The 24,360-nt window shown below is 64.8% G+C and carries 23 protein-coding genes, 1 tRNA gene and 1 pseudogene; 11 read left to right on the forward strand and 14 right to left on the reverse strand.

Annotated features, from left to right (window positions below):
• Positions 1-48: 48 nt before the first annotated feature.
• Positions 49-903, reverse strand: coding sequence for an SDR family oxidoreductase (locus Q0S16_RS23350; RefSeq protein ID WP_295853827.1), 855 nt, complete (start codon positions 901-903; stop codon positions 49-51).
• Positions 904-1,055: 152 nt separating this feature from the next.
• Positions 1,056-2,396 carry a sorbosone dehydrogenase family protein gene (locus Q0S16_RS23355; RefSeq protein WP_295853831.1) on the reverse strand — a complete coding sequence of 447 codons (1,341 nt, stop codon included), beginning with the start codon at positions 2,394-2,396 and terminating at the stop codon, positions 1,056-1,058.
• A 236-nt stretch (positions 2,397-2,632) separates the two neighbouring features.
• On the opposite strand from Q0S16_RS23355, the gene Q0S16_RS23360 reads away from it, so the two are divergent.
• Positions 2,633-4,075: an MATE family efflux transporter gene (locus Q0S16_RS23360; RefSeq protein WP_295853833.1), complete on the forward strand. Its 1,443-nt coding sequence runs from the start codon at positions 2,633-2,635 to the stop codon at positions 4,073-4,075.
• A 1-nt stretch (position 4,076) separates the two neighbouring features.
• Here the strand turns inward: Q0S16_RS23360 and Q0S16_RS23365 are convergent, their stop codons facing one another.
• The 4 genes from Q0S16_RS23365 to Q0S16_RS23380 are packed head-to-tail and all read right to left on the reverse strand — an operon-like array spanning position 4,077 to position 6,465.
• Positions 4,077-4,604 (reverse strand): hypothetical protein, encoded by a 528-nt coding sequence (locus tag Q0S16_RS23365; RefSeq protein ID WP_295853836.1) that lies wholly within the window; start codon positions 4,602-4,604, stop codon positions 4,077-4,079.
• Complete coding sequence (locus Q0S16_RS23370; RefSeq protein ID WP_295853838.1) at positions 4,601-4,999, reverse strand: SRPBCC family protein; 399 nt, start codon at positions 4,997-4,999, stop codon at positions 4,601-4,603. The genes Q0S16_RS23365 and Q0S16_RS23370 overlap by 4 nt, the downstream gene beginning before the upstream one ends.
• 26 nt (positions 5,000-5,025) lie before the next feature.
• Entirely contained in the window at positions 5,026-5,877 is an 852-nt protein-coding gene (locus Q0S16_RS23375) for an AraC family transcriptional regulator (protein WP_295853841.1), read from the reverse strand.
• Between the two features lie 9 nt (positions 5,878-5,886).
• Positions 5,887-6,465, reverse strand: coding sequence for a methylated-DNA--[protein]-cysteine S-methyltransferase (locus Q0S16_RS23380; RefSeq protein ID WP_295853844.1), 579 nt, complete (start codon positions 6,463-6,465; stop codon positions 5,887-5,889).
• Between the two features lie 143 nt (positions 6,466-6,608).
• On the opposite strand from Q0S16_RS23380, the gene Q0S16_RS23385 reads away from it, so the two are divergent.
• From Q0S16_RS23385 to Q0S16_RS23395, 3 genes are all read left to right on the forward strand, one after another.
• A tRNA-Gly gene (locus Q0S16_RS23385) sits at positions 6,609-6,682 on the forward strand.
• Positions 6,683-7,026: 344 nt separating this feature from the next.
• Positions 7,027-8,622 carry an EAL domain-containing protein gene (locus Q0S16_RS23390; protein ID WP_295853847.1) on the forward strand — a complete coding sequence of 532 codons (1,596 nt, stop codon included), beginning with the start codon at positions 7,027-7,029 and terminating at the stop codon, positions 8,620-8,622.
• A gap of 37 nt (positions 8,623-8,659) precedes the next feature.
• Positions 8,660-9,100, forward strand: coding sequence for a BLUF domain-containing protein (locus Q0S16_RS23395; protein ID WP_295853850.1), 441 nt, complete (start codon positions 8,660-8,662; stop codon positions 9,098-9,100).
• An 11-nt stretch (positions 9,101-9,111) separates the two neighbouring features.
• Here Q0S16_RS23395 and Q0S16_RS23400 read toward each other — a convergent pair whose 3' ends face one another.
• Positions 9,112-10,770, reverse strand: a complete 1,659-nt coding sequence (locus Q0S16_RS23400) for an FAD-binding dehydrogenase (protein WP_295853853.1) — start codon at positions 10,768-10,770, stop codon at positions 9,112-9,114.
• Positions 10,771-11,029: 259 nt separating this feature from the next.
• Between Q0S16_RS23400 and Q0S16_RS23405 the strand changes: the two genes are divergently transcribed.
• The 3 genes from Q0S16_RS23405 (at position 11,030) to Q0S16_RS23415 (ending at position 12,414) form a co-directional block, all read left to right on the forward strand.
• Positions 11,030-11,488, forward strand: coding sequence for a hypothetical protein (locus tag Q0S16_RS23405; protein ID WP_295853854.1), 459 nt, complete (start codon positions 11,030-11,032; stop codon positions 11,486-11,488).
• 121 nt (positions 11,489-11,609) lie between these two features.
• Complete coding sequence (locus Q0S16_RS23410; RefSeq protein WP_295853857.1) at positions 11,610-11,801, forward strand: hypothetical protein; 192 nt, start codon at positions 11,610-11,612, stop codon at positions 11,799-11,801.
• A 19-nt stretch (positions 11,802-11,820) separates the two neighbouring features.
• Positions 11,821-12,414, forward strand: a complete 594-nt coding sequence (locus Q0S16_RS23415) for an SCO family protein (RefSeq protein WP_295853858.1) — start codon at positions 11,821-11,823, stop codon at positions 12,412-12,414.
• Here the strand turns inward: Q0S16_RS23415 and Q0S16_RS23420 are convergent.
• Positions 12,405-14,366 carry a glycosyltransferase family 2 protein gene (locus Q0S16_RS23420; protein ID WP_295853860.1) on the reverse strand — a complete coding sequence of 654 codons (1,962 nt, stop codon included), beginning with the start codon at positions 14,364-14,366 and terminating at the stop codon, positions 12,405-12,407. The two genes, Q0S16_RS23415 and Q0S16_RS23420, sit on opposite strands and share 10 nt — an antisense overlap.
• Positions 14,367-14,494: 128 nt before the next feature.
• Between Q0S16_RS23420 and Q0S16_RS23425 the strand changes: the two genes are divergently transcribed.
• Both Q0S16_RS23425 and Q0S16_RS23430 read left to right on the forward strand, forming a co-directional pair.
• Complete coding sequence (locus tag Q0S16_RS23425; protein ID WP_295853862.1) at positions 14,495-15,421, forward strand: transporter substrate-binding domain-containing protein; 927 nt, start codon at positions 14,495-14,497, stop codon at positions 15,419-15,421.
• Positions 15,422-15,490: 69 nt separating this feature from the next.
• Positions 15,491-17,131 (forward strand): lysine--tRNA ligase, encoded by a 1,641-nt coding sequence (locus tag Q0S16_RS23430; protein ID WP_295853865.1) that lies wholly within the window; start codon positions 15,491-15,493, stop codon positions 17,129-17,131.
• A 187-nt stretch (positions 17,132-17,318) separates the two neighbouring features.
• Here Q0S16_RS23430 and Q0S16_RS23435 read toward each other — a convergent pair whose 3' ends face one another.
• Positions 17,319-17,948 (reverse strand): helix-turn-helix transcriptional regulator, encoded by a 630-nt coding sequence (locus Q0S16_RS23435; protein ID WP_295853868.1) that lies wholly within the window; start codon positions 17,946-17,948, stop codon positions 17,319-17,321.
• A gap of 203 nt (positions 17,949-18,151) precedes the next feature.
• Between Q0S16_RS23435 and Q0S16_RS23440 the strand changes: the two genes are divergently transcribed.
• Positions 18,152-18,496: a DUF952 domain-containing protein gene (locus Q0S16_RS23440; protein WP_295853872.1), complete on the forward strand. Its 345-nt coding sequence runs from the start codon at positions 18,152-18,154 to the stop codon at positions 18,494-18,496.
• A complete protein-coding gene (locus tag Q0S16_RS23445) occupies positions 18,493-19,587 on the forward strand; it encodes a quinone-dependent dihydroorotate dehydrogenase (protein ID WP_295853876.1) in 1,095 nt (364 codons plus the stop codon). The genes Q0S16_RS23440 and Q0S16_RS23445 overlap by 4 nt, the downstream gene beginning before the upstream one ends.
• A 50-nt stretch (positions 19,588-19,637) precedes the next feature.
• Here the strand turns inward: Q0S16_RS23445 and Q0S16_RS23450 are convergent, their stop codons facing one another.
• From Q0S16_RS23450 to Q0S16_RS23470, 5 genes and pseudogenes are all read right to left on the reverse strand, one after another.
• The gene (locus Q0S16_RS23450; protein WP_295853880.1) at positions 19,638-20,084 is read right to left on the reverse strand and encodes a cupin domain-containing protein; all 447 of its coding nucleotides are present in this window, start codon (positions 20,082-20,084) and stop codon (positions 19,638-19,640) included.
• Positions 20,085-20,154: 70 nt separating this feature from the next.
• Positions 20,155-21,411, reverse strand: a complete 1,257-nt coding sequence (locus Q0S16_RS23455) for an MATE family efflux transporter (RefSeq protein WP_295853894.1) — start codon at positions 21,409-21,411, stop codon at positions 20,155-20,157.
• 78 nt (positions 21,412-21,489) lie between these two features.
• Positions 21,490-21,795 carry a DUF6460 domain-containing protein gene (locus tag Q0S16_RS23460; protein ID WP_295853883.1) on the reverse strand — a complete coding sequence of 102 codons (306 nt, stop codon included), beginning with the start codon at positions 21,793-21,795 and terminating at the stop codon, positions 21,490-21,492.
• A 238-nt stretch (positions 21,796-22,033) separates the two neighbouring features.
• Positions 22,034-23,833, reverse strand: a complete 1,800-nt coding sequence (locus tag Q0S16_RS23465; protein WP_295853885.1) for a cisplatin damage response ATP-dependent DNA ligase — start codon at positions 23,831-23,833, stop codon at positions 22,034-22,036.
• Positions 23,830-24,360, reverse strand: a pseudogene (locus Q0S16_RS23470) (DNA ligase-associated DEXH box helicase); the annotation flags it as partial. The gene Q0S16_RS23465 and the pseudogene Q0S16_RS23470, both read right to left, overlap by 4 nt.

Below are 24,360 nucleotides of genomic sequence, written 5' to 3' on the forward strand. Positions count from 1 at the left end.
GGCGGGCCGACCGGCTCGCCGCGTTTTTAGAATGCGGCTGCATTCCCGCTATTTGCATTCGCCGTCTTGCCAAAGCGCCGCAAGGCCTTCGCGATAGGTCCGGTAGGCTAGTTTGACACCCAGTTCATGCGTCAATCGTGCATTCGCAATTCGGTTGTTGGTGGAATAGAAGCTGCGCGCCATTGCACTCATCTCGGCGTCGTCAAAGGCCTGCTCCGGTGGCGGGGCGAGGCCCATCAGCGAGGCGGCAAAGCCGATCACCTCCTGCGGTGGCGCTGGCTCGTCGTCGCAGACATTCCAGACCCCGGCGCGTGAATGCGTAAAGGCCCGCGCGATCGATTGCGAGATATCGTCGACATGGATGCGGTTGAAGACCTGGCCGGGTTTGACGATACGCCGCGCCGTCCCGGAACGCAGATTGACCAGCGCATTACGGCCGGGGCCGTAGATGCCGGCCAGTCGCAGGCTGGTAGTGCGATCACCGGGCAAAGCGAGCCAGGCTGCCTCCGCGTCGATCCGGAATCGTCGGCGGCCTTCGCCCGCCACTTCGGCGGTCTCGTCGATCCATCCGCCGCCATGGTCGCCATATACCCCAACGGTCGAGAGGTAGACGATACGACGGATCGGGCTGGCGTCGATCATCGCGCCAAATCTCGCGAGCACCGGATCTCCGGCCGTGCCAGGCGGGATCGAGACCAGCAGGAGGTCGGCTGCCGCGATCTGCCCGGCAATGGCCGGATCGCATTGGTCCGGCCCGAACAGCAATGATTCCACGGCGGTGCCCTGAAACGCCGCTTGCTTGTCGGCGCTGCGGACCGTGCCGGCAATCTGCGCGAAATTCTCAGGGTAAAGATCGATGAAGCGCCTGGCGCTGTAGCCGAGGCCGAACACGAAAAGACGCACGCGGGCTCCTGTCGTTGCAACAGCGCGACGGCGCCGATGATGTCGAGGTCAACTATATCAGCTTACGCGCCCCTCCGGATGATCCTGCGTTCGCGCCCTGGACGAGCAAAAGGCCTCCGGTCCGGAGGCCTTAATCTTGCTTATTGCTTCTCTTATTGCGCCGACGCCGCCTTGGCGCCGGCCGGCGTGACGCGCCATACGACATTGCCCACATCGTCGGCCACCAGCAGCGCGCCCTGTCTGTCGAGCTTGACGCCGACCGGGCGGCCCTGGGCGTTGCCGGCCTCGTTGAGGAAGCCGGTCAGCACATCCTGCGGCGGGCCGGACGGCTTGCCATCGGCGAACGGCACGAAGATCACCTTGTAGCCGCTGCGCGGCTGGCGATTCCACGAGCCGTGCTGACCGATGAAGGCGCCGTTCTTCATGTTGTCCGGAAACAACGTGCCGGTGTTGAAGGTCAGGCCGAGCGAGGCGGTATGCGCGCCGAGCGCATAATCGGGCGCGATCGCCTTGGCGACCAGGTCCGGACGCTGCGGGCTGACGCGGACGTCGACATGCTGGCCATACCAGCTATAGGGCCAGCCGTAGAAGCCGCCATCCTGCACCGACGTCATGTAGTCCGGCACCAGATCGCTGCCGATCTCGTCGCGCTCGTTGACGACAACCCACAGCGCGCCGCTCTGCGGCTGCCAGGACGGGCCGTTCGGATTGCGCAGTCCGGAGGCGAACACCCGCGATGCGCCGCTGACCCGGTCGATTTCCAGAATGCCGGCGCGGTCCTTCTCGGCTTCGATGCCGTTTTCGCCGACATTGCTGTTGGAGCCGACCGTCGCATAGAGCTTGCGGCCATCCGGGCTGGCGGTGAGGTCCTTGGTCCAGTGATGATTGATGGTGCCGCCCGGCAGGTCGGCGACCTTCACCGCCGCGGCGGTGATCCTGGTGTCGCCGGTCTTGTAGGGGAATTTCACCACCGCATCGGCATTGGCGACAAAGAACTCGTCGCCCACCAGCACCATGCCGAAGGGCGAGTTCAAGCCTTCCAGAAACGCGGTCTTTGTCTCGGCGACGCCGTCGCCATCGGCGTCGCGCAGCAGGGTGATCCGGTTGGCGCTCGGCACGCCGGCGCCGGCGCGGTTCATCACCATGTTCATGATCCAGCCCTTGACGCCCTTGCTGTCGTCTGGCTTCGGCGGCGCATTGGTTTCGGCGACCAGCACGTCGCCATTCGGCAGCGTGTAAAGCGTCCGTGGGTGGTCCAGCCCGGTGGCAAAGGCGTTGACCGCCATGCCACTGGCGGCGGTGGGCTTGCCGCCCTGCGGCCAGCCGGTCGCGGTCGCGATGTTCACTGTCGGGATAAGAGTATTGACGGGCTCGACCAGTTTGGGCGTTGCGCCAAAATCCTCGCCGGACACATGGGTCGCCTGCTCGTTGCAGGCGGCCAGTGGCAGCGCCAGAGCGACGAGACAGCCGGAAAGCAGAAGTTTGTTGCGCATGCGAGTTCCTTTGATTGCCTGTATCAAATGCGGCAACACGGCGAACGTTCACGGCGCTGCCATGAACTTCACGTGAAGGCTCTGCGTCGATAGGCCCCGCGGAGCGTTGCGCTTGAAACGGCAGGCATTCCTGAAATTGCGGCCGGCCCATGCGCATAGCGCGCATGTCCGTTTCAATAATCGATGCTAGGAACAACAGGTGATCCGGCTATCAAGACCGGACAACAGGGAAGCGCATGTCCGACATCGCCGTCGCCGAACTGCCCTTGGTCGACGCCGGCAAGGCGCTACCCGGGCTTGCGGCACCGGTCAGGAATGTTCTGCTCGATCATCCGATCCTGCCGACCCTGCTGCGGCTGTCATGGCCGAATGTGGTCGCGCTGTCGGCCGCCTCGCTGGTGGTGATTGCGGAAACTTCCTATATCGGCCGGCTCGGTACTGAAGCGCTGGCGGCGATGGCGCTGGTATTCCCGTTCGTGATGCTGACCATGACGATGTCCGGCGGCGCCATGGGCGGCGGCGTGTCGTCGGCGATGGCGCGGGCGCTCGGCGCCGGCGACCGCGACCGCGCCTCGATGCTGGCGGCTCACGCGCTGCTGATCGGAATATTCTTCGGCCTGATCTTCACTGCCGGCATGCTGCTGTTCGGGCCGATGCTGATGGCGGCGCTGGGCGGACGCGGCAGCGTGCTGACGCAGGCGATCGGCTACACCACGATCTTCTTCGGCGGTGGCGTGATCCCGTGGCTGATGAATACGCTGGCCTCGATCCTGCGCGGCACCGGCAATATGAAGCTGCCGTCGGTGATTACGCTGAATTCAGCCGCGCTGCAGATCATTCTTGGCGGCGTGCTCGGGCTCGGCTTCGGTCCGATTCCGTCCTTCGGCATGCCGGGCGTCGCCGCCGGGTCGCTGATCGCCTATGCGGTCGGCATCGCCATCATGGGCGGCTATGTTTTTTCCGGTCGTGCGCGGGTGCGGCCGCGGCTGGGCAAGGCCGGAATCCAGCGCGCCATGTTCTTCGACATCCTCAAGGTCGGCGTCATCGCCTGTTTTGCGCCGCTGCAGGGCGTGCTCAGTCTCGCTATCTTCACCCATATGCTGGCGCGGTTTGGTAACGAGGTACTGGCCGGCTACGGGGTCGGGGCGCGGCTGGAATATCTGCTGTCGACGCTGGCCTTCGCCGTGGGCATCGCGGCGGTGCCAATGGTCGGCATGGCGATCGGCGCCGGCCGGGTGGCGCGGGCGCGTCGCGTCGCATGGACCGCGGCCTCGCTCGCTTTTACCGCGCTCGGCCTGCTCGGCACGCTGATCGCCATCTATCCGGACCTCTGGGTCAGCCTGTTCACCAGCGACGCCGGCGTCCGTGCCGCGAGTCAGCAATATCTCGCCACGGCCGCGCCGATGTATGCCTTTCTCGGCCTTGCCACCACGATGTATTTCTCCGCGCAGGGCGCGGCGCGGGTGCTGGGCCCGGTGCTGGCGCAGAGCGCGCGGCTGATCTTCATCTGTATCGGCGGCTGGTATCTGGTGTCGATCGACGCGACCAGCCAGAACTTCTTCCGGCTGACGGCCGCCTCGATGGTGCTGCTGGGCGTACTTTCGGTGCTGAGCGTGGTGTTGTCCAACTGGGGCGCCAAGGCCGGCCCGGTACCCCGGATACGGCCGACGCTGTCATGAACTAGCCGGCACGCTTGGCCAGAAACTCGACATCTTGCCGCCAGTTCTCGCCGTTGTCGGACGAGGTCTCGCCGCGCCATAGAAACGATTGCGGGGTGATCTGTGTAAAGCGCCAGCGGATGGCGTCGCCGCTGGCATTGCGTCCGAGCTGGACGATGTCGGCACCGTCGCGGCGGCCCGTCATGCTGCAGAAATTCAGCGTCACCGGGTCGGTCCACTGGATCTGCCAGCCACCGTGGCGGGGGTCGTAGATCCGCAGCGTCGAGCCGTAGGAATAGCGGTTCGCGGCTGCATCGCCCGCCCGTGCCTCGCCGCGCGGCGGCACGATCCAGACATCCTGGATGGCGCGACCCTCCAGCACCCAGCCGAAATGCCACTCGCCCGGTCGCCGGCGCCGCGCGCCATCCTCCATGACATGTGTGACGTCGAGATCCCACGACCCGATCAGCCAGCCATAGAGGTCCATTTGGCCGGCCCGGTCAGGGGCAGGGCCTTCGGCGCCCAGCGCTGCGAGGAAGGCCGCGGTCATGAGGCCCTCGCGAATTTGGCCTGCATCGCTTGCGCGCCCAGATCCATCTGCGCGTCCATATAGGGCGCGATTTCGTTCGGCAGCACATCGACGGACCAGATCACCCGGCAGCAGGTGGCGCCATTGGCTACCACCTGCACTGAGGCGCTGTGGTGCGTCAGCCGCTCGCTGATGATGGCATAGGCCAGTCGTTGCCGCGCGGGATCGCAACCGACCAGAATCTCGTCGGCGACCACGCCGCTGCCGAACGTCACGATTCGGACGTCGCCGTCGAGCCGTGTATCGGTCACGAAACCCGGCACCAGCCTTGTGTGCAGGGCGCCAAAATCAGCGACGGCGTCCCAGACCTCGTGGGCGGGCACGTCGATCGAAATCTCCTTGTGGATGGAAGCCATGCTGGTTGCCCCGAATGATCGCTAGATCACTGTGCGCGGGATGCCGCCAGCTGGTCTTGGAGAATCTTGCGGTCGCCGCGCGACGCCTGCCGGAAGCCGCGCGGTGAGACCCCGGCGGCGCGGTGGAAGCTGCGCACGAAGTTGGAAAGGTCGCCAAAGCCGACATCGAGGGCGATGTCTGTCACGGCGCGGTCCCCTTCCGCGAGCAGCCGGGCGGCATGGCGCAGCCGCGACCGCATGAGATATTGGTGCGGGGTGACGCCGAGCACGTTGGAAAACAGCCGCAGGAAGTAAAACGGGCTCAGCCCAGCCTGTCTTGCCGCAGTCTCGAGATCGATCGCGTTCGCGGAATGCGCATCGATCCACAGCGCAGCCCGCACCGCGCGGAGGCGGTCGCGCGCGCCAGCCTGCAGTCGCCGGGGCGAGCGCCCCGACACCATCTCGACAAATCGCCACGCCAGTATCTGGGCTACCTCGTCCAGCCCTATGTCGCTGCGCCCTTCGGCGGCGGACTGCGCCAGTTCGCCCAGGACCATCAGGTCGGCCAGCGGCGCCACGCTTCCGCGCTGCCAGATCCCGGGATCGTCGCCGATGGTCTCGACCAATTCTGGCGCGAGGAAAATAGCGAGGCACTCGTCGCCGCCGCCGTGGTGCCCGTGATGGCAGGTGTATTCCTCGCCCGGATGGCCGATCAGAAAGCTGCCCGGGACCAATTCGTGAAACTGACCGCGGCTGTGGCAGCCGAAGCTGCCCTTGCGGACATAGGAAATCGAATGGCAGCGGTGCTGTTCGGCAAACGGCTTGTCACTGGGTCCCGCGGTGCAGCGATAATCCGACACCGAGACCGCGCCGCGCTGCAAGATCGTGGTCGCTGTCATCCCGAAAACCTAGCTCGGCGCCCGCGGTGGCGCGCCGGAGAGCAGGGCATCGAACAGCGACGGGCCGCGATCGGCCAGCGCGCCCTCGATCGACAGCAGCCGGAATTTGGTAACGGTCCCGGCATTGCCGGCAAAGCCGCTGGTTTGACCGGCGGCGGCGAGGGTACGGTGGCAAGGTACCAGGATGGCGAAAGGATTGCGGTTGATGGCCTGGCCGACGGCATGCATCGCGCCGCTGGCGCCAAGCCGGGCTGCGAGCTCGGCATAGGTCCGGGTCTGGCCGCGCGGGATCAAGCGTACGGTATCATAGACACGGCGATTGAACGGCGGCAGGTGGGCCATGTCGAGCAGGATCTCGGTGAGAAAGCAGGTTTCGCCGCGCAGTAGCGTGGCGATGCCCTCGATCGCGGTCTCGATCTCGGCTGGTGGCCGCATTTCGCGGGCCTCGGGAAATTGCTGCAACAGGCGGCGCCGAGTCTCGATCTCGCGGGCTTCCGGCAGCCGCACGCCGACGATTCCGGCCCGGCCCCATGCGATGCCGCATCGGCCGACCGGCGTATCGAACAATGTGTATTCACGCCCTGCCATCCCGAGACGATGTTAGCACCTGAAACGGCGCCGTCATCCGGAATCTGGCGTTCGGGCTGATCCGCCGGTCCCATGCTGCGCCGCGGACATCAAGCGGCTTGGCGGATCGTCCAGTCTCGGCTAGATGATGGCGAGGCGACGATGCGGGCGTAGTTCAATGGTAGAACGGCAGCTTCCCAAGCTGCATACGAGGGTTCGATTCCCTCCGCCCGCTCCAGCATTCAGATCGCTTATCAACGGCCGGTGCGGCATCTACCCCTCCCATTCCTTATCTCGCGGTTTGGTGTGCAACATCGATGGCGATGGCAAAGGAACGGTAGGCCACGAGCTGCCCCTCATCGGCGTGGCCAGGCCAATGGATTGAAATCGGTCGGCGACCAAACACAGGAACTGCAATGTAGTTCCGTCCGCTGATACACGCAAAAAATGTGTGGCGTCCATTTACCTATTTGAAATAGAGCCGACCTAGGTTCGACGCCGAACAGCCATGGCGCCGTGAACCCAATGAATCTTGCAACGCTCGAAATGACCCCGTTGGCGCCGTCCGAAGATTTCACTGCCGTGGATCTCGCAAGCAGCGTGCTTGCCCACCTGCATCAATCCGTCGTCGTGCTGGATGAGCGAAACCAAATCCTGCTCAGCAATCCCAATTTCGATTCCATGTTCAGGGGCGACGAGGAAAAAGCTTTACTGTATGCCGGCCTTGAAAGCTTCGCGCTGCTGCGCCAGCCCGCTGACACCCTGTTGCATGTCGGTGGCCGGAGCGTGCTGTTGCGGCAGACGGCGCTGCCGCAGGGACGTCTGGTCACGCTCGAGGACGTCACCGAGCAACGCGCAGAGCGGGCGCGCGTCATCGAGGAGGCCCGCACCGATACGCTCACGCTGCTGGGCAACCGACTGTTGCTGCGCGAGCGGCTCGGCGAGTTGCTGACCCGACGGGTCGACGGTGAGGTGGTCGCGGTACTGGCGATCGATCTCGATCGCTTCAAGCTGGTGAACGACACCCTCGGCCATCATGTCGGCGACGCGTTGCTCCGTATGGTGGCGCAGCGCATCCGTTCGGCGCTGGGGCGCGACGATCTCGCCGCGCGTTTCGGCGGCGACGAATTCTGTGTGGTGCAGACCGCACAGGCGCAGCCGCATGCCGCGGCCAAGCTGGGCAAGCGGCTGGTCGATCTGATCGGACGCTCCTATCTGCTCGAAGGCCATCTCATCAATGTCGGCGCCAGTGTTGGTATCGCACTTAGCCCCGCCGACGGCGACGATGGCAATACCCTGCTGAAGAACGCGGATCTGGCGCTTTACCGCGCCAAGCAGGAGGGGCGCGGCACCTACAGCTTCTTTGAACCCGCGATGGATGAGGAAATGCAGGCGCGCCGCAACCTCGAGATCGAGCTGCGCCGCGCGTTGGCGATGCGGGAATTCGCGCTGGTGTATCAGCCGCAATGTAATCTGCAGTCGCGACAGATTACCGGCTTCGAAGCGTTGCTGCGCTGGAATAGTGCGGCCAGGGGGCTGGTGTCGCCGGCCGATTTCATTCCGCTTGCCGAGGAAACCGGGCTGATCGTCCCGATCGGCGAATGGGTGATCCGGACCGCGTGCCGCGAAGCCGCCGGTTGGGCGCAGCCGCTGTCCATCGCTGTCAACGTGTCGGCAATCCAGTTCGGCGGCACCGGTCTGGCGGCGACGGTACTATCGGCGCTGGCGGAGAGCGGTCTGGAACCGGGACGGCTGGAACTGGAAATTACCGAAAGCGTGCTGGTCGGTGACTACAGATCAGCGCTCGACGTGCTGCGCCGGCTGCGCAAGATCGGCGTGCGCGTCTCGATGGATGATTTCGGCACCGGCTATTCGTCGCTGAGCTATCTGCGCAGCTTTCCGTTCGACAAGATCAAGATCGACCAGTCCTTTGTCCGCGCCAGCATCGACGATCCCAACAGCATGGCGATCGTGCGGGCGATCGCGGCGCTCGGTCAAAGCCTTGGCATGACCACCACCGCTGAAGGCGTGGAGACTGAGGAGCAGATGGCTCGGATCGTCGCCGATGGCTGCACCGATGTGCAGGGCTACCTGATTAGCCGGCCGCTGCCGCCGGACCGGATCGTCGATTTCCTGCGGTCGCATCAGAGCAAACAGGACCTCGACAGCGCGTCGTGAATGTCTCGCCTTGAATCATCTCGACCGGAGTCCGGACATGCCCCATCTCTATCGTCTCGTCTACTACAGCAATAATCACGTCATCGGGAAACCGCCGGAAGTCGCCGACGCGATCGCCTCGATCCTGGCGACGTCGCGCGTCAATAATGCGCGCGCCGACATCACCGGCGCGCTGATTTTCAACCACGGGATCTTTGCGCAGGTGCTTGAAGGCGAACTGCCGGATGTCGAAGCCACTTTTGAGCGGATCCAGCGCGATCCGCGCCACGGCGAGGTCCAGATTCTGGCGTTTGAGCCGGCGCCGTGCCGCGGCTTTCCGTCATGGTCGATGGGCTATGTCGGTGATTCGCGCGAGGACGTCGAACTGTTCGGTGGCATCGCGGCGATAACTGGCTTCGACGCCCGGCGCATGCAAGGCGAACGCGTCTTCGAGATCATGCACGCCATCGCGCTGGAGGAGCAGGCCCGCGCCGCGTAGGGCGCGCGGGCCTACGCCAAAGCCTTTGCCGCCGCGCGTCCGGCGACGCGGCCGGAGAACAGGCAGCCGCCGAGAAACGTGCCTTCCAGCGAGCGGTAGCCATGCATGCCGCCGCCGCCGAAGCCGGCGGCTTCGCCAGCCGCGTAGAGGCCGGGCATGATCTCGCCGTTCTGGCCGAATACGCGGCCATCAAGGTCGGTTTCGAAACCGCCCAGCGTTTTTCGCGTCAGGATATTGAGCCGCACCGCGATCAGCGGGCCGTGCGCGGGATCGAGAATGCGGTGCGGTTTCGCGGTGCGGATCAGACGGTCGCCGATATATTTTCGCGCGTTGTGGAGGTTCATTACCTGCGCGTCCTTGACGTAAGGATTGGCGATGGCGCGGTCGCGCGCCTCGATCTGGGTCTGGATGTGATCGAGCCGCAGAAGATTGTCGCCGGATAGCGCATTCATAGCGACGACGAGATCATCGAGATTGTCGCGCACGATAAAATCGACGCCGTGGTCCTTGAACGCCTCGACCGGCGCCGGCGCGCGCTTGTTGATGGCGCGGCGCGCGGTCATCAGCCAGCTCCTGCCGGTAAGGTCGGGGTTCTGCTCCGAGCCTGACAGCGCAAACTCTTTCTTGATGATCGCCTGTGTCAGGATGAACCAGGAATAGTCGTAGCCGGTTGACTGGATGTAGTGCAGCTGCCCCAGCGTGTCGGAGCCGGGAAATAGCGGCGCCGGCAACCGCTTGCCGGTGGCGTCGAACCACAGCGATGACGGCCCCGGCAGGATGCGGATGCCGTGCTTCGGCCAGATCGGATTCCAGTTCTGCAGGCCCTCGACATAATGCCACATCCGGTCGCGATTGATCAGCCGCGCGCCGGCGGCCTCGGTGATGCCGATCATGCGGCCGTCGACATGTTCGGGCACGCCGGAAATCATCCGTCGGGGCGGCGGCCCTAGCCGCGCGGGCCAGTTTTGCCGCACCAACTCGTGGTTGCCGCCGATCCCGCCCGACGCAATGATGACCGCCTGCGCGCGCAGCGAAAATTCGCCGGTCACCTCACGCGAACTGCTCTCGCCGCGCGCCACGGTACTGGGCGCGAGGATGGTGCCGCTGACGCCATCGACGGTGCCATGGGTGATGTCGAGAGCATCGACGCGGTGTCTGAATTTGAATGTCAGGCGGCCGTCCTTCTGCGCCTCGCGGGCGCGGCGCTCGAACGGTTCGACAATGCCGGGGCCAGTGCCCCATGTGACATGGAAGCGCGGCACCGAATTACCGTGGCCCATCGCGTCATAACCGCCGCGCTCCGCCCAGCCGACCACGGGAAAGATGCGGTGTCCCATCGCGCGCAGCCAGTCGCGCTTTTCGCCCGCGGCGAAGGCGACATAGGCTTCCGCCCAGCGCCGCGGCCAGTGATCGTCGTCGCGATCGAAGCCGGCCGATCCGTTCCAGTCCTGCATCGCCAGTTCGATGGAATCCCGGATGCCAAGCCGGCGCTGCTCTGGTGAGTCCACCAGAAACAGGCCGCCGAACGACCAGAACGCCTGGCCGCCGATATTCTGCTCGCCTTCTTGATCCAGCACGATGACGCGCTTGCCGGCATCGGCGATTTCGGTGGCGGCGACCAGGCCAGCCAGCCCGCCGCCGACCACAATGACGTCCGCGTCCTGCGTCATTCGCTCCCCCAATTTTGTTAACAACGATTGAAGCGCGAGGACTTCATGCTGGCAATCGGAATCATCGCGCGACATCATCGCTGTTCCAGTTCGGCGCCGCCGGCGCGACTGCATCTCGCTTGCAACACTCGATTTGAATCGCGTGCGAGGCCTCATGCGTGTCTGGACAAAAACGCCCTCAGGCAACACGCTGATCAAGTCCTGCGTCATCAGGGCAGATTCGATTGTCCGTCGACTTCGGTTCAAACTGGGGCAGGTCATGAAGTTCGTTACGGGGTTGCTCGCGGCGGCGTTGCTGTTCGCGGGGATGGGGGCCAGTCACGCAGTGGTCCGCATCGCGGATGATCGCGGCGGACGGATCGGGACCTATGTCGACAAGTATCAGGGCCTGCGCAGTTCCGGCGAGACGGTGATCATCGACGGCCTGTGCGCCTCGGCCTGCACCATCGTGCTCGGCGCAGTTCCCCATGACAAGATCTGCGTGACCTCGAACGCCAATCTGGGCTTTCATGCGGCCTGGGATTTCGGCGCCAATGGCCGCGCGGTTACCAATCCTGAAGCCACGCAAATGCTGTATTCGATGTATCCATCGCCAGTCCGGCGCTGGATCGCGAACCGCGGCGGATTGACGCCGCGGATGATCTTTCTGCGCGGCCGGCAACTCACCGGCATGTACAAGCCTTGTTATCTGGATGCCCAGGCCTCGGCGCACCATTAACGTCACCGCCTTCAGTATGAAGTGATGCATGCGCCGCGCCCGGCGCTTGCCGGTCGCGGCGGCAGGCTCTATCTGGACGGGGTAGGCGGGTGGTTCGCCCGTGCCCGGTCGGGATTGTCGGATGCCGCAGCCCAATGTTTCGCAAACCACCGTCGCTGTGCCCGGGCGTCCATCACGGGTGGCGATGGCCATTGTCTCGGCGGCGGCGGTTTTCACCGTCGTCGCGTTGACCGGCGCGGTGGCGCTGTGGGTGCATTACGGCACGGCGGTATTCTTCGAAATCATCAAGTCGGGCATCGCCGCCTGCATCTGAGCCATTCAAGGGACATCGCATGACGGATCGCACCACCAGGCCGCTGGTCATCATTGCCGCGTTTGCAGGCAGCCTCGCGGCGGGTTTGCTGATCGTGCTGTGGCTGACGGGTGGCTTTCGCAGCGTCACCGCGCCGGCCTCGATCGGCGGCGCGTTCCAACTCACCGACCAGGCCGGCCGGGCGGTCACCGAGCAGAATCTGAAGGGCAAGCCGTCGCTGATCTTCTTTGGCTTCACCCATTGCCCCGACGTCTGCCCGACCTCTCTGTTCGAGATTTCCGAGGTGCTGCGCGCGATGGGCAAGGATGCCGGTCGCGTCAACGCCTATTTCGTCTCGGTGGATCCCGAGCGCGACACGGCCGCCGCCATGAAGGAATATCTGTCGAGTTTCGATCCGCACCTGCAGGGCCTCACCGGCAATGCGGAGGCGGTCGCCAAGGTGATTTCCAGCTTCCGGGTCTATGCCAAGAAGGTGCCACTTAAGGACGGTGATTATACCATGGATCACACCGCGCTGATCTATCTGATGGACCGCGACGGCAAGTTCGTGTCGCCGTTCAACCTGAAGCGCGCCCCGGACGCGGCGGCGACAGAGCTGAAACGCTATTTGTGAACTGACCGAGGTGCGGGCTGGGCAATCTCGCTGAACTGGGCATGGGTACGCCCGACCTTGCCGTGTTCGGTTTTTTCCCAGTAGTGCGGCGCCCAGATATATTGCAACACCGCGCGCCACGCCGCGATCGACAGATACAGCCAATAGATGCCCGTCAGGGCCAGGATCCAACTGTCGCGGCGGCGCCCGCGTTTGCCCAGCCCCAGCCAGCCGACCACCAGCGTCGCGACGATCGCAGTGGACAGGGCCACCACATGTAGCAACGGCCAGCCGTACCATCTGGCGGACGCCGCCCCCTGCAACTCGATCGCGAGGCGGCCGAGCATGAGCGGATAGGCCAGAGCGGTCACCACATTACCACCGGCCAGGATATTGAGCGTGACAAAGCCACGCGCGCCCGCCTCGCGCCATAGCTGCCGCGGCCGGCGCATGTGGACGCACCAGGTCTGCAGCCATCCCTTCATCCATCGCGTGCGCTGCCGCAGCCAGGGGTGAAAGTGGATCGGCGCTTCCTCGTATGTTGTCGAGTCAAAGGTGACCGAACGATAGCCGAACCGCGCCAGCCGAAAGCCGAGATCGGCGTCCTCGGTGACATTATGCGCGTCCCAGCCCCCGACTTCGCGCAGAATGTCGGTGCGGAAATGGTTAGACGAACCGCCTAGCGGCAGCGGCAGTCGCATCTCCGACATGCCTGGCAAATAGAGATCGAACTGTCCGGCGTATTCGGTCGCGAACATCCGCGACAGCCAGCTGTGGGTGGCGTTGTCGATGCACAGGCTGGCTTGGGCGCAGGCGACGTCACTGCCGTGCCGGCGGAACGCGTCGAGCGCGGCGCGCAACTGACCGGCGTCGGGATGATCTTCGGCGTCGTACACCGCGACGAAGCTTCCGCGGGCAAAGGGGAGCGCCCAGTTTAGCGCCTTCGGTTTGGTCTTGGGCGCCACCGCCGGTGCGACGAGGTGGCGCAGATACGGCCTGAAGCCAAGCCGTTTGATGGCAGCATGGGTCTGCTGGTCGTCCGGCTCGATCACTAGAATGACGTCCAGCTTTTCGCGGGGATAATCGAACGCCTCGATGGCTTGCACCAGGCGTGCGACCGAACTGGCCTCACGATAGAGCGCGACCATCACGCTGTAGACGGGGAGGCAACGCTCCGGCAGCGGCGGCAGGTGTCGCTCTGGTCGGCGGGGCCAGAACGCCCCGGCCAGCCGTAATCCAGCATAGCCGAGGAACCACAGCGCCAGTGCGGTGCTGCAAAGGCCCGGCGCCATGACAGTGGGCAGCAGCACCATAGACCCGACGCCACACCCGCGCCGCAGACGGCTTGGCCATGGACCGCTTTGCTCCTTGGCTGGTGCGGCAGACAGCGCCGGATGGTGATCATGCAGGCCGCGCGTTGCGGCGTGGGCCAGCGCAGCCCGGCCGCCCTGTTCGGTAAGGAACCGCTGCAACGCGACCGAAGACATCAGCCGCAGGCGTCGGGTGAGATGCGGATAGGCCACCACCAGCCGGGACAGCATGCGCGCCGCGCGCCCGCGTGGCGCGATCAGCCAGATCGGCCCGTCATTCCGCCGCAGCGGACAGATGCCGGAGGCCGCGGCGAGCGTCAGTTGCCGGTCGGCGAGCAGACAATCGGCGCGATTGGCGGTGGTGAGGTCGTCCAGCGCGATACCGGTGTGCTGCGACAAATGCTCAAGATACGTGTGTTCGCTGATTACACCCCGTCGGATCAGCACCTGATCGGCGCCGATTCCGAGTTGCCGGGCGCGAAGCTCGGCGGATCGCAGCACATCGGGCGTCAGCACGTGGCGCAGGCAATCGAGTTCGTCGGCCGGTCCTTCTTCGAAAGCGTGGTTGTCGTTGTGTGACCGGGAAATCGTGGGCTTGGCCGGAAAGATGGGCAATTCGCGTGCAATGGCCGGTCCGGTCCGCTGGTCGCGCGGCCATGTCATTCCCGCCCTGCGCCCTGTGACATGGACCGGAAGGGCCATGCGACGCCCCCAACGCAACAATCCCCGCACAAACGCACTCGCCCGGGATGCCGGATGGTCTATAAGACCGGCAATCGAAGTGCCCGGACATGCAACCACAGATGGTTAATGCTATCAATACTAGGCTAACAGGAAAGCACAGTCGCGGGATCGCGCCGGCTGGATTCCTGCTGGGTATTTTCATTTTAGCGACGGCGCCCCTTTCACTCGCGATGGCGCAGGCCGTTGCGCCCGTCGTGACTCAGCCCGGCCCGCAGGCCGTGCCGGGCTTCTGGGATCCGCGACGCCGGCCGGACCGGCCCGATCTGTCACGTATCACCGTGATCCGCTTCCTGACCGAGACCGATTACCCGCCTTTCAACTTCACCGGGCCGGATGGCAATCCCGCCGGGTTCAATGTCGATCTGGCGCGGCTGCTGTGCGAGGAGATCAAGGTCACCTGCACGATCCAGATGCGACGCTTCGAAACCATGCTCGACGCCATTTCCAGCAACCGCGGCGATGCGATCATTGCCTCGATGGCGGTGACGCCGCAGATTCGCGCCCGCGTCGATTTCAGCGATCCCTATTACCGCGCGCCGGCCCGCTTCGTGTCGCGCAAGAACGCAATCATGCCGGAAATCCGGCCGGAATATCTCGAGGGCAAAAAGGTCGGCGCCATCGCGGGCTCCTCGCACGACGCCTATCTGAAGGCGATGTTTACCGACGCGGTACTGACCTCCTACCCCAATGACGACGCGCTGCGGCAGGCGCTGAAACGCAGCGAAGTCGATTTCATCTTCGGTGACGCGATTGCGCTGGCGTTCTGGATCAATGGCACCGATTCAGCGGATTGCTGCGCTTTCAGCGGCGGCCCCTTCCTCGAAACCCGCTATTTTGGCGAGGGCATCGGCATTGCCGTGCGTAAGGGCAATGACACGCTGCGTCAGGCGCTGAACTGGGCGCTGTTCCGGGTGTGGGAGAAAGGCCGCTACACCGATCTGTGGCTGCGGTATTTTTCCATCAGTCCGTTCTGAAATCGACCATATCGGCGGTTTGGCATTTTGCTGCGGAGCCGCTAGGTTCCGCGGCCCGGAGGCCTTTTGATGTCCACGATCGATCTACCCAGCGCGAGCGACCTGCGTACGCTTGCCGAACAGTCTAACGCCTGGCCATTCGAACAGGCCAAGGCCATCGTTGCGCGGCTGAAGAAGAAGCCAAAGGATGAAGTGCTGTTCGAGACCGGCTACGGTCCGTCCGGCCTGCCGCATATCGGCACTTTCGGCGAAGTGGCACGCACCACCATGGTGCGCCATGCCTTCCGCGTGCTGACCGACGACAAGATCAAGACCCGGTTGATCGCGTTCTCCGACGATATGGACGGCCTGCGCAAGGTGCCGGACAACGTGCCCAACAAGGAGATGCTGACCGCGCATCTCGGCAAGCCGCTATCGCGCATCCCGGATCCGTTCTCCAACGAATATCCGTCGTTCGGCGCCGCCAACAATGCGCGGCTACGCGCCTTCCTGGATCACTTCGGTTTCGACTATGAATTCGCCTCGTCGACCGACTACTACACCTCCGGCCGGTTCGACGCGACGCTGCTGAAAATGCTCGCGGTCTATGACAAGGTCATGGACGTGATCCTACCGACGCTGGGTCCGGATCGCCGCGCGACTTATTCGCCGTTCCTGCCGATCAGCAAGACCACCGGTGTGGTGCTGCAGGTGCCGATGATCCGCCGCGACGTCGGCGCCGGCACCATCACCTATCTCGATCCCGACACCCATGAGGAAGTCGAGACCCCGGTCACCGGCGGTAACGTCAAGTGCCAGTGGAAGGCCGACTGGGCGATACGCTGGGCGGCGCTCGGCATCGATTACGAGATGGCTGGCAAGGACCTGATCGATTCCGTCAAACTGTCGAGCAGGATCTGTGCGGCACTCGGCGGCACGCCGCCGGAGAGTTTCATCTACGAGCTGTTCCTCGACGACAAGGGCGGCAAGATCTCCAAATCGAAGGGCAACGGCCTGACCATCGACGAATGGCTGCGCTACGCTTCGCCTGAATCGCTGTCGCTGTTCATGTACCGCGAGCCGAAGGCGGCCAAGCGGCTGTTCTTCGACGTGATCCCGCGCAATGTCGACGAGTATCAGCAATTCGTCGAAGGTTTTGCCAAGCAGGACGGCAAGCAGCGGCTGTCCAACCCGGCCTGGCACATCCATGCCGGTGATCCGCCGGTGGCGGAGATGCCGGTCACGTTTCAGCTACTGCTGACGCTGGTGTCGTCGTCCAACGCCGAGAATGCCGAGACGCTGTGGGGTTTCATCCGCCGCTACCGGCCCGGCGTCAGCGCGGCCACCCATCCGCGGCTCGACGCCATGGTCGGCTACGCCATCAATTATTATCGCGACTTCGTCGCGCCGACCAAGACCTTCCGCGAGCCGACCGAAAACGAGCGCGTGGCGCTGCAGGATCTGCGCGACGCGCTGTCGGGATTGCCGGAAGCGGCGACGCCGGAAGATATCCAGAACGCGGTCTACGAGATCGGCCGCCGCGAGCCGTTCCTCGACCACAAGAAACTGGCCAAGGATGGCCGTCCCGGCGTCTCGCTGGACTGGTTCAACATGTTGTACCAGGTGCTGCTCGGCCAGGAGAAGGGTCCGCGCTTCGGCTCGTTCGTCGCCGTCTATGGCGTAACCAATGCGATCGGGATGATCGACGGCGCCCTGGCGAGGAGCGCTTAAAGATAGTCGGCGCCCTATCGTCCCCCTCTCTCCCTGTGGGAGAGGGTGGATCGAACGCGAAGCGTTCGAGACGGGTGAGGGGGGCCCAAGCTCCGAACCCCCTCATCCGACGCGGGCTTCGCCCGCGCCACCTTCTCCCACAAGGGGAGAAGGAAGGAAGTGCGCGTCGCTACGTTCGCGCCAAGTCCTACTGGCTCGCCCAGACGATCCTTGCGATCCATTCGACGTCAGACGCCGGGAAGCTGCGGTCGACATGGTTCGGGTTCAGCGACTGCAGCTCCAGCACCTTGGTGGTACGGCGCTTCAGTTCCTTGACCATCACCTCGCCGTCCCGGGTCTTGACCACGACGCGGTCGCCCTTGCGGATCTGCGCGCCAGGCGAGACGATGATGGTGTCGCCGTCGCGATAGGCGGGCTTCATCGAATCGCCGGAAATCTGCAGCGCATAAGCGTGTTCGTCATTGACCGAGGGCAGGCCGATCTCGTCCCAGCCCTTGCTGCCAGCGGGGAAGCCGGCATCGTCGAAATAGCCGCCATGGCCGGCCTGCGCGAAACCGAGCAGCGGCACCGACTGCACGATCCGCTTGGTACCTTCGATCAGACTTACAAAACTGTCGATCGGCACGTTGGTGGCTGCCAGCGCCTTGGACACCGATTCGGTTGATGGCCAGCGCTCGCGGCCATCATTGGTGATGCGCTTGGACTTGTTGAAGGTGGTGGAGTCGAGCCCGGCCTTCTTGGCGAGGCCGGAGGCTGACATGCCGTTGCGTTCGGCGAGCTTGTCGAGGGCACCCCAGATCTGGGCGTGAGTCAGCATGGTTGCGGTCCCCTGGCCCGGAATGGCCGGGCGGTGAAGATGATATAATCTAGGAATTATTGCCGCAATTGCCTGATTTTCGCAACAGGGTTTTCTAAAAAAATGTCAGCCTTGAAGTGGAGCGATACGGTCGATACGGTCGGCGGCAGACTCCGGCCAAGCGGGCGTCCGCGACAATCCACCACAGCAGGAAGTCCGAGCGGGTGCGAACCATCTACAAGATTTGCCCGGCGTCGAACTGGCGCGAGGCCGAGCGGCAGGGCGTCTACCGCGGCAGCGCGGATGATGCCCGCGATGGCTTTATCCATTTTTCCACCGCTGCGCAGGTCGCCGGGACCGTGCGCAAACATTATGCCGGCCAGATCGGACTGTTCCTTATCGCGGTGGATGCCGATGCGCTTGGCGACGCCTTGCGCTGGGAGCCATCCCGCGGCGATGACCTGTTTCCGCATCTCTATGGTGAACTCGACCTCGGCGCCGTCACCGCCGTGCTCGAACTGCGGTCGCGTTCCGATGGCGGCCACGATATTCCGGAGTTGCAATCTTGATTCGCGCTTTCGATGCCTTGTCCTTGCCGGTCATGCGCTGGTTTGATCCGGAGGATGCGCACCGCCTTGCCATTCGCGGCTTGCGGATGCTGCCGCCATCGCGGCCACGCTTGGATGATCCGAAATTGGCGGTTCGCGCCTTCGGATTGAATTTTCCCAATCCGATCGGCATCGCCGCCGGCTTCGACAAGAACGCCGAAGTGCCCGACGCGCTGCTGCGGCTCGGCTTCGGCTTTGCCGAAATCGGCACGGTGACGCCACAGCCGCAGGCCGGCAATGCGCGGCCGCGGATTTTCCGGCTGGAGCGCGACGAGGCGATCGTCAACCGTCTCGGCTTCAACAATGACGGCGCCGAAATCGTGCTGCGGCGGCTCGCCGGGCGGGCCCAGAACGGCGGCATTGTCGGCGTCAATGTCGGTGCCAACAAGGATTCGGTGGATCGCATCGACGACTATGTGCGGCTGATCGAGACTTTCGCCCCGGTGGCGAGCTACTTCACCGTCAACGTTTCGTCACCAAACACCCCGGGGCTGCGCAATCTGCAACAGGCGGCGGCGCTCGACGAACTGCTCGCCCGGGTGATCGACGTCCGTGAACGGGTCCGCCGGAATGCTGGCGATTCGCCGGTGCTGCTGAAGATCGCGCCCGATCTCAGCCTGCCCGATCTGGACGACGTCGTGCAGATCGCGCGCTCGCGAAAGGTCGACGGCATGATCGTCGCCAACACCACGCTCGGCCGCCCGCCGAGCCTGCGCGAGCAGGGCCGGATCAAGGAGCAGGGCGGCCTGTCCGGCCGTCCGCTGTTCCGGCTGTCGACGCGGATGGTGGCGGAGACCTATGTGCGTGTCGAAGGCGCATTCCCGCTGATCGGCGCCGGCGGCATCGATTCCGGTGGTGCCGCGCTGACCAAGATCCGCGCCGGCGCCAGCCTGATCCAGCTTTATTCGGCGCTGGTCTACAAGGGCCTCGGCCTGGTCGAGAGCATCAAGACGGACCTGGTCTCGACGCTGCTGCGCACCGGCCGCGATTCACTGTCGGAGATCGTCGGTGCCGACGCGGCGACAATCACCGCGGAAGACTGGCCGGTTTAATCCTTCTTGCGCCGGTGCCCGGCTTCCATCCCCAACGCGGCCGGGCGATATCAATCGGCTTTCATGTTGTCGATATGGCCCCAGACGCTCTGCCAATCCTTCCCGGCCAGGTCCGTCACGCCGCCATCGGCATCGTAGAATTTGTTGGGAATCTGGAACATCGCCAGCGTCACTCCGCCGTCCGGCATCCATGCCGAGTGGCGGCTGCCGGCACCGCGCCAGATGAACTCGCCGGGGCCGCATGCCGTGCCTGCGGCCGGACCTTCGCGATCCAGCAATCGGCCCTCGATCACATAGGTCTGCTCGATCTGAACATGTTCGTGGTCGGGCAGGGTGGCGCCGGGCTCGAATTTCATCAGCGCCGTGACCAGGCCGGTCCGGGCATCGAACAGCAACGTCTTCACCGAGCATCCCGGGAACCGGGTCGGCTGCCACTCCATCGCGGCGGGACGCACGAGATGGGAGTGTTCATCGGCGGCCGGCGAAAGCGCATCCATGGGCTGTTCCTGTCGGTGATCGGCACTGCGATGATAGCGCATCGCGCCGAGATGAAACATCTTCGTGAGGCTAGCTGAACGACGCCCGCACCAGCGCCGGATAGCGCCATGCCTGCAGTCCGCCGCGCGCCAGCAGGAAGATCAGGAAGGCGAGCCACAGTCCGGCATTGCCCAGCGACGCCAGCAGGTAGAACGCGGCGAGATAGGTCGCCAGCGCCACCAGCATCAGATTGCGCATGTCGCGCGCCCACGACGCGCCGATATAGATGCCGTCATAGACATAGGCCAGCACGCCGCAGGCCGGCGCCAGCGCCGCCAGCCACATGAATTCGCGCGCGGCGGCGCGGACCTCCGGGCTGGTGGTGATGAAGTCGATCAGGATCCCGCCTGACAACACGAACCCGATGGTCACCGCGAGCCCGAACGCGGTGCTCCAGCCCAGCACCAGTTTCACAGCCCGTGAAAATTCCTGCCGGCTGCGCGCGCCAAAACTCTGGCCGCAAAGCTGCTCGGCGGCGTTGGCGAGGCCGTCGAGGAAGAACGAGCCTATCATCAGAAAATTGTTCAGCACGGCATTGGCCGCCAGCGTCAGGTCGCCGGCGCGGGCGCCCTGCGCGGTGAAGAACAGGAACGCGGCAATCAGCGCCGCGGTGCGAATCATGATGTCGCGGTTGACCGCGAACAGTCTCAGCAGCCGCGCGCGGTCGAACAGGATGTCGCGGGGCACGCCGAACTGGCCTGCCAGCAAACGCCAGATCACCAGCAGGCCGGCGATGAAGCCGATGGTCTCGGACGCCACCGTGGCGAGCGCCGCGCCGGCGACGCCCTGTCCCGCCGACAGCACCAGGAACGCGGTCAGCGCCATGTTGATGAGGTTGATGCCGACCTGCAGCGCCAGCGCGATGCCGGTGCGGGCCTGGCCGACCAGCCAGCCGAGCACGACGTAATTGCCCAGCATCAGCGGCGCCGACCACAGCCGGATGAAGAAGTAGTCGCGCGCCGCGGAGGTGACGGCGTCGCTGCCGCCCATGATGCCGAACACCGCTGCCGCCAGCGGCGTACGGATCGCGATCAGTGTCACGCCGATCAACGCACCGAGCAGCAACGCGCGCAGCAGAATCGCGCGGAGTTCGACCCGGTCGCCGGCGCCGAGCGCCTGCGCGGTGAAGGCTACCGTTGCCATCCGCAGAAAACCGAACAGCCAGAAGATGCAGTCGAACGCCACCGAGGCCAGCGCCACGCCGCCGAGCAAATGCGGATCGCCGAGCCGGCCGATCGCCGCGGTCGCGACGATGCCGAGCAGCGGCGTGGTGAGGTTGGCCAGCATCGCCGGGCCGGCGATGGCGAATACGCGCGCATGCGTGACGCGCTGCGCCGGCGTTTCAGTCGCGGCCTGCAAGGGAAACTATCGCCCGCGCGGTGCGCTGAACATGCGCGAGATCAGCCAGATCGGCACCACGATCACGGCGCCGAGCAGGAAATAGCGCCACAGCCCGTTGATGGCATCGAAGCCGAGGTCATAAACCCACTGAAACAGGCGGCGGATGCTGGTGACGATGTTCCAGGGATCGAAGCCGATCGCCGCCAGCACGACGCCGACCAGGATGGACAGCAGGATCAGCCGGCCCAGCACTGCCAGCGGTGAACCGCCGAGAAAACGCGACAGGCCGTCCTGCTGGCGCACCGGTACGTCCCGGACATCGTTCTGCATCATCGTCTCCTGTAAAGTCAGGAACATCTTAATGGCTTCGCTGCAAATGGGAAACCGCGATGCGGGGGCAAGATGCCGTCCGTGGGGCATGTGGACCGTGAAGCCGTCATTGCGAGGAGCCAACGGGTCCGGCTTCGCCGGCCCGATGACAGGCTCCGCGACGCGGCAATCCAGAAGCCACGGAGGAAGACTGGATTGCTTCGTCGCAAGGGCTCCTCGCAAGGACGGCTGAGGGCATTCACGTGACCGCCTCGGCCTTCAGCAATCGCTCCAGCGTCTCCAGCCTATCGGCATCGCGCGGCGGCTTGTCCCAGCGCAGCCGGCTGATCCGCGGAAACCGCATCGCGACGCCGGATTTGTGCCGCGGCGAGCGCGCCAACCCCTCGAACGCGACTTCCAGCACCAGCCCCTTGTCCGGCTCATGCGCGACGTGGCGCACCGGCCCGAATTTCTCGGTGGTATTGCGCCGAACGAACTTGTCGATCTGCAGCAACTCCTCGTCGGTGAAGCCGAAATAGGCCTTGCCGACCGGCACCAATTGATCGACGCCGTCGGTCGCGGTCCAGACTCCAAACGTGTAGTCGGAATAATACGACGAGCGCTTGCCGTGGCCGCGCTGCGCATACATCAGCACGGCGTCGATGATGTGCGGATCGCGCTTCCACTTCCACCACTGGCCCTTCGGCCGGCCCGGCAGATAGGCCGAATCGCGCCGCTTCAGCATCACGCCCTCGACGGCATCGGCATCCTCTCCGGCGCCCGCGCTGACCGGATCGGCGCGCGCGGCGGCCAGCGTTTCCCAGTCGGCGAACGGGATCTGCTCGGACAGGTCGACGCGGGGATCGTCGAGCTGCTTCACGAAGGCTTCGAGCTTGGCGCGCCGCTGCTCGAACGGCAATGCACGCAGGTCGGTGTCGCCGTCATGCAGCAGGTCGTAAGCGCGCAGGTGGATCGGATATTCCTTCATCAGCTTCGGCGACACCACCTTTCGGTTGAGCCGCTGCTGCAGCACGTTGAACGACTGCACGCGCTGTTCGCGCAGTACCAGCAATTCGCCATCGATCGCGCCGGGCAGCCGCAGGCTCGGCAGCAGATCGGGAAAGGCCGCGGTGATGTCCTCGCCGCTGCGCGAATACAGTCGCGAGACGAGGTGGCCGTGCTCGTCACGCCCGCTGTTCGCCTGGATCCGGATACCGTCCCATTTCCACTCGGCGACGAAATCATCTGCCGCAAGGCCGGCAAAATCGCTGTCCTCGATCGCATGCGCCAGCATCACAGGACGGAACGGCGCCGGATCGAGATTGACCGGCTTGTCGGCGCGGCCCTCCAGCCAGGCAAACAGTTCGGGATAGGGCGGTGCGAGGCCCGGCCACATCAGCTCGACATCGTGCGGATCCTTGTCGCCGAGCGCGGCGACGGCGGTCTTGGCCAGCCGCGCCGAGACGCCGATTCGCAGGCCGCCGGTGACCAGCTTGAGCAGCGCCCAGCGCCCGGTCTCGTCGAGTTCGTCCAGCCATCGCGTCAGCTGGGCGGGGAGTTCGGCCTTGCTCAGGGTTCGCAGCGTATCGACGACTTCGGTCAGTGTCGGCGGCGGTGGATTGTTGTGGCCTTCTTTACCCCTCCCCGTTGGGGAGAGATCGACGCGCGTCAGCGCGGCGGGTGAGGGGCCTTCGTCACAACGTTCCGAGCCCGCCCCCTCACCCAGCGAATGCCTGGCGGCATTCGCCGACCTCTCCCCGGTGGGGAGAGGTGAAGTAGAGCGAGGCGCGGAGGGCCACATCAGCGCGACCGTCTCCGACAGATCGCCGACATAGTCATAGGACAGCGCGAACAGCACCGGGTCGGTGCGCGTCGCGATCAGGTCGCGGATCAGTCCGGCCTTGGCGTGCTTAAATGAAAGTGCACCGGTCAGCGCCGCCAGCGCGTAGCCGCGGTCGGGATCGGCGGTCTCGCGACAATAGGAAGTAATCAGTCGCAGCTTGTTGTTGCGGCCGGGCTCGTAAGCAAGGCGGTCGAGCAGTTCGGCGAAGCGGTTCATGCCTCGACGCTCTCGCTCGCGGGCAGCGCTTCTTGCTCTTCTTCGTCGCCGTAGCCGACCAAAGCAAGAGGCCGTGCGATCAATCCCTTGCTCTGGCACCAATGCACCAGCGCGTCTTCTTGGCCATGGGTAACCCAGATTTCACCGGCGCCGGTGGCGCCGATGGTGGCGATCAGCCCATCCCAGTCGGCATGGTCGGAGATGATCAGCGGCAGCTCGATGCCGCGCTGCCGGGCGCGGGCGCGTACCCGCATCCAGCCAGAGGCAAACGCCGTCACCGGATCGGGAAAGCGCCGCGTCCATACGTCGGTGGTTGCCGAGGGCGGCGCCAGCGTGATGGTGCCGGCGAGCTCGGCCTTTTTCATGCCCTTCACCATGCGCAAGTCGCCAAGGTCGATGCCACGGCTTTCGTAATAGCGGGTGATCTTCTCCATCGCGCCGTGCAGATAGATCGGCGCGTCATAGCCGGCCTGGCGGATCAGTTTGATGACCCGCTGCGCCTTGCCGAGCGAATAGGCGCCGACCAG

It is taken from the genome of Tardiphaga sp. (genome assembly GCF_025356345.1).
In the GTDB taxonomy this organism is placed as follows: domain Bacteria; phylum Pseudomonadota; class Alphaproteobacteria; order Rhizobiales; family Xanthobacteraceae; genus Tardiphaga.

Coding starts and splice junctions, on each gene's coding strand:
- Q0S16_RS23395 (WP_295853850.1), top strand. CDS start 8,660: ATGCCCCATCTCTATCGTCTCGTCTACTACAGCAATAATCACGTCATC.
- Q0S16_RS23435 (WP_295853868.1), bottom strand. CDS start 17,948: ATGCTGACTCACGCCCAGATCTGGGGTGCCCTCGACAAGCTCGCCGAA.
- Q0S16_RS23355 (WP_295853831.1), bottom strand. CDS start 2,396: ATGCGCAACAAACTTCTGCTTTCCGGCTGTCTCGTCGCTCTGGCGCTG.
- Q0S16_RS23450 (WP_295853880.1), bottom strand. CDS start 20,084: ATGGATGCGCTTTCGCCGGCCGCCGATGAACACTCCCATCTCGTGCGT.
- Q0S16_RS23455 (WP_295853894.1), bottom strand. CDS start 21,411: ATGCTGGCCAACCTCACCACGCCGCTGCTCGGCATCGTCGCGACCGCG.
- Q0S16_RS23465 (WP_295853885.1), bottom strand. CDS start 23,833: ATGAACCGCTTCGCCGAACTGCTCGACCGCCTTGCTTACGAGCCCGGC.
- Q0S16_RS23405 (WP_295853854.1), top strand. CDS start 11,030: ATGAAGTTCGTTACGGGGTTGCTCGCGGCGGCGTTGCTGTTCGCGGGG.
- Q0S16_RS23425 (WP_295853862.1), top strand. CDS start 14,495: ATGCAACCACAGATGGTTAATGCTATCAATACTAGGCTAACAGGAAAG.
- Q0S16_RS23460 (WP_295853883.1), bottom strand. CDS start 21,795: ATGCAGAACGATGTCCGGGACGTACCGGTGCGCCAGCAGGACGGCCTG.
- Q0S16_RS23360 (WP_295853833.1), top strand. CDS start 2,633: ATGTCCGACATCGCCGTCGCCGAACTGCCCTTGGTCGACGCCGGCAAG.
- Q0S16_RS23420 (WP_295853860.1), bottom strand. CDS start 14,366: ATGACATGGCCGCGCGACCAGCGGACCGGACCGGCCATTGCACGCGAA.
- Q0S16_RS23365 (WP_295853836.1), bottom strand. CDS start 4,604: ATGACCGCGGCCTTCCTCGCAGCGCTGGGCGCCGAAGGCCCTGCCCCT.
- Q0S16_RS23370 (WP_295853838.1), bottom strand. CDS start 4,999: ATGGCTTCCATCCACAAGGAGATTTCGATCGACGTGCCCGCCCACGAG.
- Q0S16_RS23375 (WP_295853841.1), bottom strand. CDS start 5,877: ATGACAGCGACCACGATCTTGCAGCGCGGCGCGGTCTCGGTGTCGGAT.
- Q0S16_RS23430 (WP_295853865.1), top strand. CDS start 15,491: ATGTCCACGATCGATCTACCCAGCGCGAGCGACCTGCGTACGCTTGCC.
- Q0S16_RS23410 (WP_295853857.1), top strand. CDS start 11,610: ATGCCGCAGCCCAATGTTTCGCAAACCACCGTCGCTGTGCCCGGGCGT.
- Q0S16_RS23415 (WP_295853858.1), top strand. CDS start 11,821: ATGACGGATCGCACCACCAGGCCGCTGGTCATCATTGCCGCGTTTGCA.
- Q0S16_RS23380 (WP_295853844.1), bottom strand. CDS start 6,465: ATGGCAGGGCGTGAATACACATTGTTCGATACGCCGGTCGGCCGATGC.
- Q0S16_RS23400 (WP_295853853.1), bottom strand. CDS start 10,770: ATGACGCAGGACGCGGACGTCATTGTGGTCGGCGGCGGGCTGGCTGGC.